Genomic DNA, 14,274 nt, shown 5'->3' on the forward strand with positions numbered 1-14,274 from the left:
TGGGTGCTAAGCCCTGAACAGTCATGGCGCGACTGCTCCTCGTCGACGACGAAAAGATCGCCCGCAATCTCTACGGCGACTACCTCACGGCCGCGGGACACCTCGTCACGGCGGTGCCCACCGTGGCGGACGCGAAGGCCGCCCTCTCCGCGGAGCGGTTCGACGCGGTGGTGACCGACCTCATCCTCCCCGGCGGCGACGGCATGGAGGTGCTGCGCCACGTGCGCGAGCGCTACCCCGGCGTGGAGGTGCTGGTCATCACCGGCCTGGACAAGGTGGCCCCCGCGGTGCGCGCCATCAAGAGCGGCGCGGCGGAGTACCTGGTCAAGCCCGTGGCGCCGGAGGCCCTGGAGCACGCGCTGCGCCGCGCGCTCACCACGCGCGACCTGATGCGTGAGAACGCGTCCCTGCGCCAGCACGTCGCGCTGCTGGAGGCGGGCCAGCGCATCGCCACCACGCTCGACCGTGAGCGGCTGTCCATGGCCGCGTCGGACGCGCTGGAGTCCATGGCCAACGCCTCCGCGGTGATGCTCCTGGAGCGGGAACCCAGCGGCACGGGCTTCCGCTCACACGGCATGCGCGGGCTGCCGGTGGACCTGCACGAGGCGTTGGTCCCGCAGCTCATCGAGCGGCTTTCGGGCACACGCACGCCCGTGGAGCTCGACGGACTTCAAGTTCCCTGGCCGCGCACCCTCTCCTTCCCCGCCGTGGACGGCGAGCTGGTGCTGGGCCACGCGGTGCTCTTCCACGACAACGCGCCCGCGGAGCACCACGCGGAGACGGTGGGCTTCCTCGTGCGCAACTGGGCGCTGGCCCTGCGCAACCTGGGCCGCTTCGCCGCCGTGGAGGACCTGGCCTACGTCGACGACCTCACCCGCCTGTTCAACACGCGCTACCTGCACCTGGTGCTGGACCGCGAGGTGAACGAGGCCCTCCAGACGGAGCGCCCCTTCTCCCTGCTGTTCCTGGACCTGGACCGCTTCAAGGCCATCAACGACACGCACGGGCACCTGGTGGGCTCGCGCGTGCTGGTGGAGGCCGCGCGCGTGCTCAAGGGCTGCGTGCGCGACCCGGACGTGGTGGCGCGCTTCGGCGGTGACGAGTACGTGGTGCTCCTGCGCGGCACGGACTCCGGCGGGGCCCTCAAGGTCGCCGAGCGCATCCGCCGCACCATGGAGACCCATCAGTTCCTGGGCCGCGAGGGGCTGGCGCTCAAGCTCACCACCTGCATCGGCGTGGCCAGCTTCCCCGAGCACGCCCAGGACAAGGACCACCTGCTGGACCTGTCCGACCGGGCCATGTACCGGGGCAAGCGTGGCACCCGGAACGTCGTCTACATGGCGGCGCAGGACCTGGAAGCCACCCCGGCCGAGCGCCGTCAGAATCCCCCGCCCCCGCAGGGCCAGGGCTGAAAACCGGAGCGCGCGCTACTTGCGCAGGCTGCCCACGGTGAGGTGCTTGGGCAGCTCCACCTCCGCGGGTACGCTGCCGCCGCCCTCGCTCACCGCCTCCACCTCTTCGTGGGACGCGCCGGTGGTGATGAGGCGGTACTTCTGCGACGCCTCGCGGTCGTGCTGGGCCTGCTCCGGATCCAACCGCGCGATGAGCTGCCAGAAGAGGGCCGCGTGCTCGCGCTCCTCGTCCATGACGTGCCGCAGGATGGCCTTCGCCTCCTCGTTGTCCGTCGCGTCCAGGTGCGCGGCGTAGAGGTTGATGGCGTCCAGCTCCGCCTCGATGTTGAGCCGGATGGAGCGGGCCAGTTCGGAGTCCGTCAGCTTCCGGGGCACCAGCGAGTGGAACGGGTTCGTCTGCGGCATGAGGACCTCAGCGACAGGGAGAGTCCCCAGCGGGCGAGCGGGCAGCAGCATTTTCCGTCAGGCCGGGCTGGAGGGCGTGCGCGAGCATCCGTTCGGCCGCGAGCGCGGTCAACCGAATCCCGCGGGGGGTGCGTTGCGCGTGAACACCCGCCTCCGCCATGCTCCCGCGCATGGAGACCCCCTCGCCGCTCGCGCAGCTGCTCCAGGCCCTGGACGCGGGGGACCTGGAGAAGGCACGGCTCGCGGCCGTGGCGCTGCAACGCGCCAACGCCCACACCCATCAGGTCGCCGCGGAGGTCCTCCACGAGCTGCGTCAGCCCCTCCTGGGCGCGAAGGCCTACGCCCAGCTGCTCGCCGAGGAAGCTGGCTCCAGCGGCCCGCTGAAGCTGCTGCTCGCGCAGGTGGAGCGGATGGAGCAGATCGTCTCCGACTTCATCCGCCTGGCCAGCGAGCGGCCGGCCCCGCAGCAGCGGCTGTCCCTGGCGGCGCCCATCTGGGCGGCGGCGAAGGTGTTCAGCGTCAACCCGGACTCGGCGCGCATCTCCCTGGAGGTGGAGGCCCCCGAGGACCTCACCATCCAGGGCAACGCGCGGCTGATTGAGCAGCTCACGCTCAACCTGCTCAACAACGCCCGCGACGCCATGTCCGGCCGGGGCCGCGTGAAGGTGACGCTCGCGCGCGACGGCGCCTCCGCGGCCCTCTACGTGTCCGACTGGGGACCGGGCATCCCGGACGAGCTCAAGACGCGCATCTTCGAGCCCTACGTCTCCGCCAGCAAACGCGGCACGGGCCTGGGGCTCGCCGTCTGTCGCCGCATCGCGCAGGAGCACCACGCGCAGATTGCCCTGGTGCCGCCCACGACGCTGCGCGAGGTGCCGCCCCCGGCCACGGTGTTCCGCGTGCTCTTCCCGCCCACGGACGCGCCGCGCCCGCCGCGCAAGCGCCTGCTGGTGGTGGACGACGAGGGCATCATCCGGATGGTCTTCAAGGACCTGATGGACAAGGAGTGCGAAGTCATTGAAGCGGCCACGGGCGAGGCCGCGCTCGAAATCCTCCGCTCGTCGCGCGTGGACCTCATCGTCACGGACAAGAACCTGCCCGGGATCTCCGGCCTGGAGCTGGCCCAGCACGCGCGGAAGCTGGACCCCGCGTCGCGCGTCATCCTGATGACGGGATACCCCTCGCTGGTGACGACGCAGCAGGCGCTCCAACTGGGCGTGGTGGACTACCTGCTCAAGCCCTTCGACGACATCCGCCAGGTGCGCGCGCTGTTGCGGCAGGCGCTGTACACGCCGGCCGCGCCGCCCGTCCCGGCCCCCAGCGCCGCCGTGCGCCGGGTGGACGTGCTGGAGGACAACCCGGCCACCGCGCGGCTGATTTCGGAGGCGCTGACCCTCCTGGGGCTGGAGGCGCGCGTCGTCGCGGGCGCGGAGGTGGTCACGATGGAGCCGCCCGTGGGCGTGGTGGTGTCGTGGGACTTCGCGCCGGCCTACGGCAAGAAGGCGCTGGAGCTGGCCCGGGCCCTGAGCCAGGGCGCGCCCTTCGTCGTCCTGGCGGAACACCTCACCATGGACACGGCGCTGGCGTCGCTGCGCGCCGGGGCCGCCGCGTGCCTGCCCAAGCTGCTCTCCGACACCGCGGCGCTCAGCCGCGAGCTGGGCCTGGCCTTCAAGAAGACCGCTTCCTGAAAAGACTCCGGCCCCGGGCGCCCCGCTTTCGCGAGGCCCACCGGGGCCGGAAACCCTTACGGAGCTACGGAGCCTTCAGCCGGCTCAGTAGTCCATGTCGTCGCCGCCGTACTCCGGCATGGCGCCGCCGCCCGCGCCGCCCTTGGCCTTCTTCTTCGGGCGCTCGGCGATCATCGCCTCGGTGGTGAGCAGCAGGGACGCCACGGAGGCGGCGTTCTGCAGCGCGGTGCGCTCGACCTTCGTCGGGTCGATGACGCCGGCCTTCTCCAGGTCCTCGTAGGTCTCCGTGCGGGCGTTGAAGCCGAACGCGCCGGTGCCGTCCTTGACCTTGTTGATGACGACCGCGCCCTCGACGCCGGCGTTGCTGGAGATCTTGCGCAGCGGCTCCTGCAGCGCCTTGCGGATGATGTCCACGCCGAAGTTCTGCTCGCCGCCCAGCTTCAGGCCGTCCAGCGCCTTGAGGCTGCGGATGTAGGCCACGCCGCCGCCAGGGACGATGCCCTCTTCGACGGCCGCGCGGGTCGCGTGCAGCGCGTCCTCCACGCGGGCCTTCTTCTCCTTCATCTCCACTTCGGTCGCCGCGCCGACGTTGATGACCGCCACGCCGCCCACGAGCTTCGCCATGCGCTCCTGGAGCTTCTCGCGGTCGTAGTCGCTGGTGACCGTCTCAATCTGGGTGCGGATGAGCTTGATGCGGCCCTCGATGTCCGCCTTCTGGCCTGCACCGTCCACGATGGTGGTGTTGTCCTTGTCCACCGTGATGCGCTTGGCGCGGCCCAGGTCGTTGAGGGTCAGGTTCTCGTACTTGTGACCCAGCTCCTCGCTCACCACCATGCCGCCCGTCAGCGTGGCGATGTCCTTGAGCATCTCCTTGCGGCGGTCACCGAAGCCCGGCGCCTTCACCGCGGCCACGTTCAGCACGCCGCGGATCTTGTTCACCACCAGGGTGGCCAGGGCCTCGCCCTCGATGTCGTCCGCGATGATGAGCAGCGGCTTGCCCGAGCGCGCCACCTGCTCCAGCACGGGGATCATGTCCTGCATCGACGAGACCTTCTTCTCGCTGATGAGGATGTAGGGGTCTTCGTGGACGACCTCCATGCGGTCGCGGTTCGTGACGAAGTACGGCGACACGTAGCCACGGTCGAACTGCATGCCCTCCACCACGTCGAGCGTCGTCTCCAGGCCCTTGGCCTCTTCGACGGTGATGACGCCCTCCTTGCCCACCTTCTCCATCGCGTCCGCGATGATGGTGCCGATGGTCTCGTCACCGTTCGCGGAGATGGTGCCCACCTGCGCGATGGCCTGCTTGTCGGACGTGGGCTTGGAGAGCTTCTTCAGCTCCGCCACCACCACCTCCACCGCCTTGTCGATGCCGCGCTTGAGGTCCATGGGGCTGTGGCCGGCGGCCACCAGCTTCAGGCCCTCCTCATAGATGGCGCGCGCGAGCACGGTCGCCGTCGTGGTGCCGTCGCCGGCCTTGTCGGAGGTCTTCGACGCGACCTCCTTCACCATCTGCGCGCCCATGTTCTCGAAGCGGTTCTCGAGATCGATCTCCTTGGCGACGGTGACGCCGTCCTTGGTGATGGTGGGCGAGCCGAAGCTCTTCTCGATGACCACGTTGCGGCCCTTGGGACCGAGCGTCACCGCGACCGCATCCGCGAGGATCCGGACGCCGCGCAGGATGGAATCGCGCGCGGACTGGTGGAAGAAGATTTCCTTCGCTGCCATCGTAACCTCCGATAATACTTGGGGAATTTCTACAAATGGGGATGGCCGTTAGCACTCGGCCATGTCGAGCGCCAACATAAGGGCCGCATCGACGATGTCAACGGAAAGGGGCAGGCGTGTGGGCCTGAGGACGCCTTCCGGCCCGCCCGGGTGGGGGGCCCAGGCAGCCTCAAGGAAGGCCCTACTCCGCGAAGCGCACGAGGTTGAGCAGCTGCCCCATGTCCAGGGGCTTCTGCAGGGTGATGGCGACGCCCTTGCGCAGGCCCCGGTCGGAGATGTTGGCATCCGTGCTGGCGGTCATCATCAGGACGGAGATGTTCTGGAAGCGGGGGTCCGCCTTCAGCATCTCCGTGAAGTGGATGCCGTCCAGGTGGGGCATCAGGTAGTCGGTGATGACCAGCCCCACGGGGTGCCGCTCCATGATGTCCAGGGCCTGGAGCGCGTCCGACGCCGAGAACACGGTGTAGCCATGCATCTCCAGGTAGCGAGAGAGCATGGTGCACAGCTCGTAATCGTCATCGACGACCAGGATGTTCACGGGGTTCGGGCCGAAACGGGGCGCTGGAAGGTAACAGCGACGCCGGTCGTTGACAACGCGAAGGGCGGCTTCTTAGCTGCCGGCCCGTATGGCGAAGCGCATGGCGAAGCAAGGGGAGGCGCGGGACATGGACGCGCGGCTGGAGGGGGTCGCGGACGCCTTCGAGGCGAGGGACTTCGAGGCCGCGCTCACCAGCGCCGACGCCCTGCTCCGGGACGTTCCCGACTCACCAGAAGCCCTGCACTACCGGGCCGCCGCGCTGGTGGAGGTGGGCCGCCTGGAGGACGCGGGCAAGGCCTATGGCGCCGCCCTCAAGATGGCCCCGGAAGACCTGGAGATCCTCTTTGGCGCGGCGGAGTTCCTCGTGTGCCGCACCGGCGAGGACCGCGAGGCGGTGGAGGAAGGGCTGGAGTGGTGCGGCCGCGGGCGGAAGCTGGCGCAGCGGGACGACGACGTGGAGCTCGTCTACGAGTTCCTCCTCCTGGAGGGCATGGGCCTCAACCAGCTGGGGGAGTGCGAGTCCGCGCTGAAAATCCTGGACCAGGCGCTGGCGCACATGCCGCGCTCGCCGGACGCGCAGCTGGAGCGGGGCATCGCGCTGTTCGAATTGTGCCGCTTTCAGCCCGCGCAGGAGGCCTTCGAGCGGGTGTTGAAGGACGCGCCGGACGAGGCGTGGGCGCACCACTACCTGGGGCTCGTCGCCGAGCGGCGCCAGGATGCGAAGGAGGCGAAGAAGCGCTTCTCCCGGGCGCAAGCGCTGGCGCCGGAGGAGCTGCCGCCGCCGGTGGCGCTGGAGGAGGCGGCGTTCGACCGCGCGGTGGAGGACGCGATGCGCGCCCTGCCCTCGCAGGTGAAGCAGTACATGGACAACGTGACGCTGGCGGTGGAGGACCTGCCGTCGGATGAGGACCTGCTGGGTCAGCAGCCGCCACTGTCGCCGTGCATCCTGGGCGTGTTCCGGGGCACGCCCGTGGGCGAGCGCAGCGTGATGGACGCGGCGGATCACTTCCCGCCCTCCATCGTGCTGTACCAGAAGAACCTGGAGCGCTTCGCGCGCACCCGCGAGGAGCTGATCGAACAGATTGGCATCACGGTGATGCACGAAGTCGGTCACTTGATGGGTCTGGATGAAGACGACCTGTGGGAGCGGGGGCTGGACTAGCGCCGTTCTCCCCTGCCCTGATGCGCGCCATGCATGCATGGACGAAGCTGGGGCTGATGGCGGTGCTGGGCCTGACGGGCTGCCTGGGCGACGACAACGAAGAGCCGCGCACGTGTCCGCAGGTGGTGGTGTTCGCGCGCTCGGACAGCGAGACGTGCCAGTCCTTCCCGACGCCGTGTGACGTGCCGGAGGGGTATGTCGAGTGCTGCGGCGGGCTCTTCGGGGGCTGCGCGGGGAACGTGTCCGGGAACACCTGCGTGGATGATCCGTCCGACACGTGCCAGCCCGGGGGCAGCGCGGACTGTCCGGGCATCTGCCAGTAGGCGTCAGGCGGCGCGCGAGCCCTTGTCCTCGAAGTAGGCGCGGCGGGCGCGGGCGCAGGCGGGGCACTGCCACTGCACCAGGGTGAGGTGGCGGTCGCCCAGGACGATGGTCTCGTGGCGGAGCGAGTCCCGTGGGGCCTCGCTGGAGGCCCCGCAGGCGCAGCGCAGGCGGCCCAGCGTGGACAGCAGCTCCTGGGGGCTGGTGATGGGGATGGCGGACCCGGCGCTGTCGCCCCGGTGGTCGGCGTCGAACTTGCGTGCGAAGGCGCGGCGCCGGCCCCAGGCGCGGCCCTTGCGCCAGAGCTCCAACGGGCCCCCCTGCGCGATGACGAACCACAGCACGAGGCACGTCGTGATGACGCCCAGGAGGAGGGTATCCGCATCGCCGGACGGAGCTCGCGAGGCCCGGCGGGCAGGACGGCTCCCGAGCTGGACGTAATAGCCGCGATGATCGTCGGTGGTGCGCACGGCCTTCACGTACTCCGCGATGCGCTCCGGCGGGACGGAGTCCGCGAGGCTGCGGTAGCGGTAGTCGAGCACCACCGTCTTGCCGTCGGCGCGTGTGTCGGCCTCGAAGCGGAAGGCCGGATCGTCCACGGCGCTGTGCTCCTTGCCACCGGGAAGAGGCTCGCTGGACTTCAGCGTGATGCGGTGGCGGGCGAAGACGGGGTGCCGCACCTCCAGCGGGAAGGCGCGGCGGGAGTAGCTCGGCTCGGTGAGGTACTCGCGGAGGGTGTGCGCGCTGAAGTCCCGGCGGCCGTCGGAGGACCAGAAGTCCTCGATGCGGTAGTGCTCGTGCAGGACGAGCACGTTCTTCGCGGTGTCGTCGTCCACCGTCATGGGCTTCTCGACGGTGATCTTCGCGTCCTTCTTCGCGTAGTAGTTGACGTAGTAGCGGGACAGCTCGGACAGGGACGTGCTCGCGAGCATGCGGCGCATGGAGTTGGCGGATTCGCCCGTGCGGGTGGTGACCACGTCGAGCGTCGCGGGCCCGTCGCGGTCCTTCGCGACGTAGGTCTCGTCCACGAAGACGGAGGGCTCCTTCAGCGTGGGCGCGGGGATGACGGAGAGCGCCGTGGTGCCGGGGGCGACGATGAGGGCCCGGCCGTAGGGAGGCGGCTCGTAGCTGTCCAGTCCTCCCCGCTCCAGCGTCGACGTGGGATCCACCCACAGCTCACGGCCGGCCACGGTGGCGTGGACGATGGCGTGGTCGAACGCGGTGGAGGTGGGACGCCAGCCGTCCAACAGCTGCGTGAGGTCCGTGTTCACGAGCGCCGGCCGCGCGTCGATGCCCAGGCCCTTGAGCAGCGCCACCAGCAGCAGGGACTTGTCCTTGCAGTCGCCGAAGCGGCGCTGGAGGACTTCGTCGGGCGGATGGGGCTGGTGGGAGTTGGGGCCCATCTCGATGCCCAGGTAGCGCACCTCGTCCTGGACGAAGCGCAGCGCGGCGAGGAAGCGCGCCTCGGGCGTGGGCTCCTTCGCGAGCCGGCGGACCTCCTGCTCCAGCGCCTTCGAGCGCGTGGGCACCTGGAAGAGCGAGGAGGCCCAGCGCGCGACGTCGTTCCAGTCCTTGTATTCGCTCAGCTGGACCCAGGGGTAGACGGGCTGCCATCCGGGGACGTGGTCCTCGGAGCGGACGGAGGGCACGTCGCGGCGCTCCAGGACGATTTCCCGTTCGCCGTCCAGCATCGACTCCGAGCGCGACAGGCCCGGCGCGGCGAAGTCCCGGATGAAGAGCGTGCGCCCCCGCCCCTCCGGCCACAGCAGCCGGTAGGCGAAGTGGACCACGGGGAAAGGCTGGCCCGCGACGACGGCGTCGGAGAAGCGGCCGCCGAAGACGGGGTTGGCCCCTGCGAGGGAGTACGCCACCTCCACCGTGTCGCCGACGCGCACGTCGCGCAGGAACGGCACCACGGAGAGGGTGCCGTTGTAGAGCCGGTTCTGGAGCTCGGTCTCCTGCTGGATGACGCGGGCTTCGGAGGCCTGGAAGACGTCCTCGCGGCGGCCGTCGCGGATGCGCCAGATGCCGTGGACGGTGAGCTTCTGGTAGGTCGGGTCGAAGCGGATCTGGATGTCCGTGACGCGCTCGATGCCTTGCGGCGAGAGGACCTTCCGGGCCGCGTGCACGTACTGCTCGCGCGAAGGGCCAGACACGCGCACCTGTTTATCCGTCAGCAGCCAGGCGACGCTCGTCTCGTCGTCACCCGCTGCTTTCGGGCGGGAGTCCGGAGGAATGGGGAGCGGCTTCACCCACCTGGAGGGAGGCCCGACCCGGAAGGGCAACGCCGTCGCCGCATGCGCGCTCAAGGACAGACACAGACACAACAGCAGGACGGACACCGGCAGGAAGCCCGGTGCCAGGAGGACGGAACGGAGGGTTCGGCGCATGGAGGAAGGGCGCCCATCATGGAGCCCGGATGACGCGCCGGGCAAGGCACCCCCTGGGACACCGGGCGAGCGTCCCCGCTCCATTCACCAGTGAAAACCGACATGCGAGCCAGGTCTGGAATTGCCGTGACACGGGCTAGGGTTCCGGCCATCGGTTGGGAGTCCAAGGAGGCTTGGGATGGTCAACGTGAAGCAGGTCGCGACGCGGCTGAAGAGTGCGTTCCTGGCGGACCCGGAGCGCTTCTACACGAACGAGACAGGGGCCTGGGTGGCGGGGATGCCGACGCCGCGGGACATCCGGGTGACGACGGGCCGGGAGCCCTTCTGGATCAACCTGGGCTACTGGAAGCACGTGGAGAAGGTGGACGACTCCAACGTGGAGCGCGTTGGGGAGCTGTTCCGGTCCGCGCAGGCGGAGATGGCGCGCCTGCTGGCGAGGACGGCGAAGCTGGGGCCTGGGGATGCCGTCCTGGACTGCGGCTTCGGGTACGCGGACCAGGACCTGCTGTGGGCGGAGGAGTTCAAGCCCGCGAGCATCGTCGGGGTGAACATCACGCCGAACCAGGTGAAGGTGGGCCGGGAGCGCGTGAAGCTGACGGGGCTGGAGGGCGTGGTCCGGCTGGAGGTGGGGAGCGCGACGGCGCTGCCGGGGCCGGAGGGAGCGTTCGACGTGGTGTTCGCGCTGGAGTCCGCGATGCACTTCCGGACGCGGCAGGACTTCCTGCGCGAGGCCTTCCGGGTGCTCAAGCCGGGAGGCCGGCTGGTGATGGCGGACATGGCGCAGAAGACGGACCGCGAGTCGGGCGCGGGACTGCGCGCGAGGCTGCGCTACCGCTACTGGCGGGGGCTGATTGCGTTTCCGGAGGAGAACGTCTGGTCGACGGAGCGCTACCGGGAGGAACTGCGGCGGGCGGGGTTCCAGGACGCGAAGGTGGAGTCGATCGCGGATGACGTATACCCGGCGGTGAACACGGCGCTGGTGGCGCTGCGGGGCATGACGCAGCTGGAGCGCAGTCCGGGGAGCACGTCCCTGCACCAGGTGCGCGCGGACGTGCACAAGGCGATGCGGATGACGCCGGAGCAACTCCAGTGGCCCGCGCTGTTCAACTGCGACGAGTACGCCGTGGTGTCCGCGCGCAAGCCGTGACCGTGGTTGACGGACCGGCGCGGAGCGGCGGTAATCACCCGCGGTAGGGCCTCCGGACCTGGTGGCCGGCCCGGTCTTCAAAACCGGTGAGGGGCTGCGAGAGCAGTCCCTGGCGAGTTCGATTCCCGTGCCCTACCGCCAATTACACGGCCTCGATCGCCGTTGCTGCCGGGGTAAGGTACGAGTCTTGATACAAGATTGGCACCTCTTGATTGGTGCCCGGCCACTCTCTGCACTAGGCAGTACGAAGAAGAATCTTCGCCTGTCCTGCATGCTACCCGCCATTGGGCATGCCATCCCAAAGGCCCAGTTCCGAGTCCACCGAAGTGACGCCTGCCTCCTTTATGGAATCTACACCACCCAAAGTCTTCATCTCCTACTCATGGGACAGCGAAGAGCACAAGGCATGGGTAATTGACCTGGCAACACGTCTCAGGAACAACGGGGTTGATGCAATTTTAGATCGGTGGAACGTCCACCCGGGAGAAGAACTCTCTGCCTTTATGGAGGGGGCGATTCGAGATAGCAGGTTCGTAGTCCTCATCTGTACCCCCCAATACAAGGCCAGATCAGACAATCGGAGAGGAGGTGTGGGTTACGAGGGAGGGGTAATCACCGGAGAAGTCTTGACCGGCGTAAATCGGAAAAAATTCATTCCGGTTCTGCGCGACGGCTCGTGGTCCGAGGCATCCCCCAGTTGGTGTGTTGCTGCGCTCATGATCGATCTAAGAGAAGATCCCAAAAGCCCTGCAGGGTTTCAAGAACTCCTACGGAGCCTCTTGGAAGCACGTCAAGGACCTCCACCTCTTGGCCCGCCTCTTTTCGCTCGCAATGTCCCATCCACAAGCTCAAAAGCAAATTCACAATCAGGTCCGACACCATCCCCACCCGACGACAAGCCTCTTGAGTGGGCCGAGGTCAAACGACTCATTACCCAGAAGCGACCTATAACAAGGCAAGAGGGATTGAGTCGCTGGAATTCCTTGGTCGCCGCCAAGAGCCTTCCTCCGTCTGACTTAATAGAGGCTGCGGCAGACATTGTCTCCGATACGGCGACGGATGATGAGACAGCGTACGACTTGCTCCTACGTATCACGGCCTGCAAGACCACTGAATCACATCACGCCATCACGCGACTCACCCGTTCCCTGGCAGAGGATACTTTTGCCGGTCGTCCCAAAACCGGCCTCAATCTGGCCTATTCTGCAACGACGATTCCCGGCGCACGAGAGCAGATCTTTCTGCTGCTTGAGGGAACGGTGCCAGAACACACAGTCGAGATGAGCCTATCTGCACTTCTCCACATGTCTCAAACATTCTCACCAGAACTCGAGCAACAATTCGATCGCATCGAACGCATATGCCTGCAACACCCGGACAACACATACGCACAACGCACATTCAAACTCATAACTGGCAAAGAGCTTCCGAGTGTTCTCAGCGCTTCCTCACCCACCCTAAACAGTCAATCCACAGGGAGCCAACTCTCTTCTCCGCCTAGCCCCTCCAAGAGCCGAGATGGCTCACTAAATGTGCCCAAAACATTCAACATAAACACCATTCGCCACAGCGCAATTGCGGAACACGCCAAGAACAAGGACTACACTCAGCGGCTTGCTGAACTAGAACTTGAGAAACGAGAACAAGAACTCACAGTGCTCCCCCGGCTCCTATTGGGGATGGGCTCTCTCTCGGACGGCGTGAGAAAACAAACGATCCAAGTGAGAAACGATGGCAAGGCGCCCTTCAGCATCGCTTCGGCGCAGTGCAAATGGCGACTACACGAGCAGGAATGGCGCCGGTGGCTGCAAGGCATTTCTGCGAAACACCTAGCCGACATCCCACCGCTTGCGCAACCACTTCGTGTCCCAGAGGGAGCAATACGGGAGGATGGGAAAATGGAGATCGCAACCACTGCCCATTTGAAGGAACTGGAGCGATACGTCTATCAACACATAGAAATTTCAATCAAGGAACCTCTCAGCACTAAGCCACCATTACGTGAGCTTCTCGTCGCAGAGGTTGAAGTCGTGTGCCAAGGCCTGACCAAAGGACGCTTGGCCATTGCCAAGAAGATCTTCTCCTGGGATCCGGGGAGATATGATTCGTAGTCTCAATCTAAACACTCTCACTCCCGTGCTCACACAGGATCGCCCCCCACCCGCCGCCAGCTAACGCGGAGTGCAGTTGATCTGACGTAAGGATAGGCAGTGGCGGAACCAGGCAGAGAGCTTCGCGAGAAGCGTCGCAGCGAGCAACCGCCGCACCGCCTGGACCGGCTCATCGACTACGCAAGGAACGAGCTTGTGCAGTTTCCTCTTCAGGTCGACATCTGTCTATTGTTTCGCATATTGCAGTCAAGTTGCGTTGAGCTGTGTGCCCCCCCGCGGCGCCTGCTCCCGCCCCAAGCAGCGGATCGTGGAGTGTTGATGCATCAGCACCCGATTCCATACATGTACATGGGCCGCTGCTCGTACGGTGAGCAGGTCCACCACAAGGACGAGGACTAAGTCGCGCTCAAAATCCGGGGCCGGAGACAAGTTCCAGGTACCACCGGATGCAGCACGGGGCCGTTCGCCCTCAAGCTGTGGGAGTCGGGCGGGCTGCGCGCGATCTCGCTCTCGGGAGTGACGTTTCCGTAGGCACGCAGTCGGCCCCATGCTCTCCACCACAGGCGGGGCAGCCCGGAGCATCTGTCAGCTCTATCTGGTATTACCCGGCCTTGCGCCACCGATGCGCTCCCGAGTGAAGGGGGCCCGCGCCAGGAGGGCTCCACGTGCTGCCGCGATGGTCAATTCTCCTACTGCTCGTGATGCTGGCTGGATGCAGCGGCACCACGAAGTCCGTGCGCCTGCACACGGGCCACGGCGAGTCCATCGTCCTTACCCCACGCAGCGGCGATACCGCCCCGGTGGCTCTGGACGAAGACGACTTCGTTGAAGCCGTAGAAGCGCTCGCCCGGAACGTGCGGCCGTCCACGCATCCCCAGGAAACGGCCCGGCGGTTTTTCGAGATGGATCCGCGCAGCGGTTCGTACCTGTACGAGTCGCGCAGCCACCGTGTCATCCCGCTGGGACCGGGCGAACACCTGGACGGCGAGCCCCCCTCAACAGAGGTGGAGTTGACGCGCGCATACCTGCGCTGGTGCGGGCGCACGAACGAGCCCGGCGATTGCCTGAGCCTCCTGGTGGAGAGCCCCACTGTCGCTGGGGATGGCCGTTACGCCCTGGCCATGGCCCTGGCCCAGGGCGTCGTACGGGACGAGATGATGGACGCCTTCAAGGACATGGCCAACCCCCAGGCCATGATGGCGGCGGTCCTTTGGACGTGGACTACGTACTGCATCCTGCTCGCGGTGCCGGAACTGTCATCAAAACACCTGTGTTAGCGGGAGTGGCTGCGACGACGATGATGTTGCCTCGTCCTTTGGCGGCTCGCTCCATGTGTAAGAGCGGCTTTGATGCGGCGCTCGATGGCGGGGGT

At 67.1% G+C, this 14,274-nt stretch carries 11 protein-coding genes, 1 tRNA gene and 1 pseudogene; 9 read left to right on the top strand and 4 right to left on the bottom strand.

Annotated elements, in window-relative coordinates:
* Positions 1-23 precede the first annotated feature (23 nt).
* The gene (locus D7Y21_RS18195; protein ID WP_120568287.1) at positions 24-1,412 is read left to right on the top strand and encodes a diguanylate cyclase; all 1,389 of its coding nucleotides are present in this window, start codon (positions 24-26) and stop codon (positions 1,410-1,412) included.
* A 15-nt stretch (positions 1,413-1,427) separates the two neighbouring features.
* On the opposite strand, the gene D7Y21_RS18200 is transcribed toward D7Y21_RS18195, so the two are convergent.
* Entirely contained in the window at positions 1,428-1,817 is a 390-nt protein-coding gene (locus tag D7Y21_RS18200; RefSeq protein WP_120568286.1) for a demethoxyubiquinone hydroxylase family protein, read from the bottom strand.
* Positions 1,818-1,987: 170 nt separating this feature from the next.
* On the opposite strand from D7Y21_RS18200, the gene sinK reads away from it, so the two are divergent.
* A complete protein-coding gene (gene sinK / locus D7Y21_RS18205) occupies positions 1,988-3,505 on the top strand; it encodes a hybrid histidine protein kinase/response regulator SinK (protein WP_158619470.1) in 1,518 nt (505 codons plus the stop codon).
* A gap of 84 nt (positions 3,506-3,589) precedes the next feature.
* Here sinK and groL read toward each other — a convergent pair whose 3' ends face one another.
* Positions 3,590-5,233: a chaperonin GroEL gene (gene groL, locus D7Y21_RS18210; RefSeq protein ID WP_120568284.1), complete on the bottom strand. Its 1,644-nt coding sequence runs from the start codon at positions 5,231-5,233 to the stop codon at positions 3,590-3,592.
* 181 nt (positions 5,234-5,414) lie between these two features.
* The gene (locus D7Y21_RS18215; protein WP_120546639.1) at positions 5,415-5,771 is read right to left on the bottom strand and encodes a response regulator; all 357 of its coding nucleotides are present in this window, start codon (positions 5,769-5,771) and stop codon (positions 5,415-5,417) included.
* A gap of 88 nt (positions 5,772-5,859) precedes the next feature.
* On the opposite strand from D7Y21_RS18215, the gene D7Y21_RS18220 reads away from it, so the two are divergent.
* The gene (locus D7Y21_RS18220) at positions 5,860-6,933 is read left to right on the top strand and encodes a metallopeptidase family protein (protein WP_199735439.1); all 1,074 of its coding nucleotides are present in this window, start codon (positions 5,860-5,862) and stop codon (positions 6,931-6,933) included.
* Positions 6,934-6,962: 29 nt separating this feature from the next.
* Positions 6,963-7,256, top strand: a complete 294-nt coding sequence (locus tag D7Y21_RS18225; protein WP_121714681.1) for a hypothetical protein — start codon at positions 6,963-6,965, stop codon at positions 7,254-7,256.
* A 3-nt stretch (positions 7,257-7,259) separates the two neighbouring features.
* On the opposite strand, the gene D7Y21_RS18230 is transcribed toward D7Y21_RS18225, so the two are convergent.
* Positions 7,260-9,644, bottom strand: coding sequence for a DUF3857 domain-containing protein (locus D7Y21_RS18230; protein WP_158627310.1), 2,385 nt, complete (start codon positions 9,642-9,644; stop codon positions 7,260-7,262).
* A 178-nt stretch (positions 9,645-9,822) separates the two neighbouring features.
* Here D7Y21_RS18230 and D7Y21_RS18235 point away from each other — a divergent pair, with 178 nt between their 5' ends.
* From D7Y21_RS18235 to D7Y21_RS18250, 5 genes and pseudogenes are all read left to right on the top strand, one after another.
* Positions 9,823-10,791, top strand: a complete 969-nt coding sequence (locus D7Y21_RS18235; protein ID WP_121714673.1) for a cyclopropane-fatty-acyl-phospholipid synthase family protein — start codon at positions 9,823-9,825, stop codon at positions 10,789-10,791.
* A 42-nt stretch (positions 10,792-10,833) separates the two neighbouring features.
* Positions 10,834-10,932 (top strand) — tRNA-Sec (locus D7Y21_RS18240).
* Positions 10,933-11,135: 203 nt separating this feature from the next.
* A pseudogene (locus D7Y21_RS43665) lies at positions 11,136-11,549 on the top strand (toll/interleukin-1 receptor domain-containing protein); the annotation flags it as partial.
* 225 nt (positions 11,550-11,774) lie between these two features.
* A complete protein-coding gene (locus D7Y21_RS42790) occupies positions 11,775-12,902 on the top strand; it encodes a hypothetical protein (RefSeq protein WP_233612171.1) in 1,128 nt (375 codons plus the stop codon).
* 665 nt (positions 12,903-13,567) lie between these two features.
* A complete protein-coding gene (locus tag D7Y21_RS18250) occupies positions 13,568-14,179 on the top strand; it encodes a hypothetical protein (RefSeq protein WP_233612172.1) in 612 nt (203 codons plus the stop codon).
* Positions 14,180-14,274 lie beyond the last annotated feature (95 nt).

It is taken from the genome of Corallococcus sp. AB045 (assembly GCF_003668895.1).
Taxonomy (GTDB): domain Bacteria; phylum Myxococcota; class Myxococcia; order Myxococcales; family Myxococcaceae; genus Corallococcus; species Corallococcus coralloides.

Excerpts from the sequence above, each read along its gene's own strand:
- D7Y21_RS18230 (WP_158627310.1), bottom strand. The coding sequence starts at position 9,644 with ATGCGCCGAACCCTCCGTTCCGTCCTCCTGGCACCGGGCTTCCTGCCG.
- D7Y21_RS18235 (WP_121714673.1), top strand. The coding sequence starts at position 9,823 with ATGGTCAACGTGAAGCAGGTCGCGACGCGGCTGAAGAGTGCGTTCCTG.
- D7Y21_RS18195 (WP_120568287.1), top strand. The coding sequence starts at position 24 with ATGGCGCGACTGCTCCTCGTCGACGACGAAAAGATCGCCCGCAATCTC.
- D7Y21_RS18225 (WP_121714681.1), top strand. The coding sequence starts at position 6,963 with ATGCATGCATGGACGAAGCTGGGGCTGATGGCGGTGCTGGGCCTGACG.
- groL (WP_120568284.1), bottom strand. The coding sequence starts at position 5,233 with ATGGCAGCGAAGGAAATCTTCTTCCACCAGTCCGCGCGCGATTCCATC.
- D7Y21_RS18200 (WP_120568286.1), bottom strand. The coding sequence starts at position 1,817 with ATGCCGCAGACGAACCCGTTCCACTCGCTGGTGCCCCGGAAGCTGACG.
- D7Y21_RS18220 (WP_199735439.1), top strand. The coding sequence starts at position 5,860 with ATGGCGAAGCGCATGGCGAAGCAAGGGGAGGCGCGGGACATGGACGCG.
- sinK (WP_158619470.1), top strand. The coding sequence starts at position 1,988 with ATGGAGACCCCCTCGCCGCTCGCGCAGCTGCTCCAGGCCCTGGACGCG.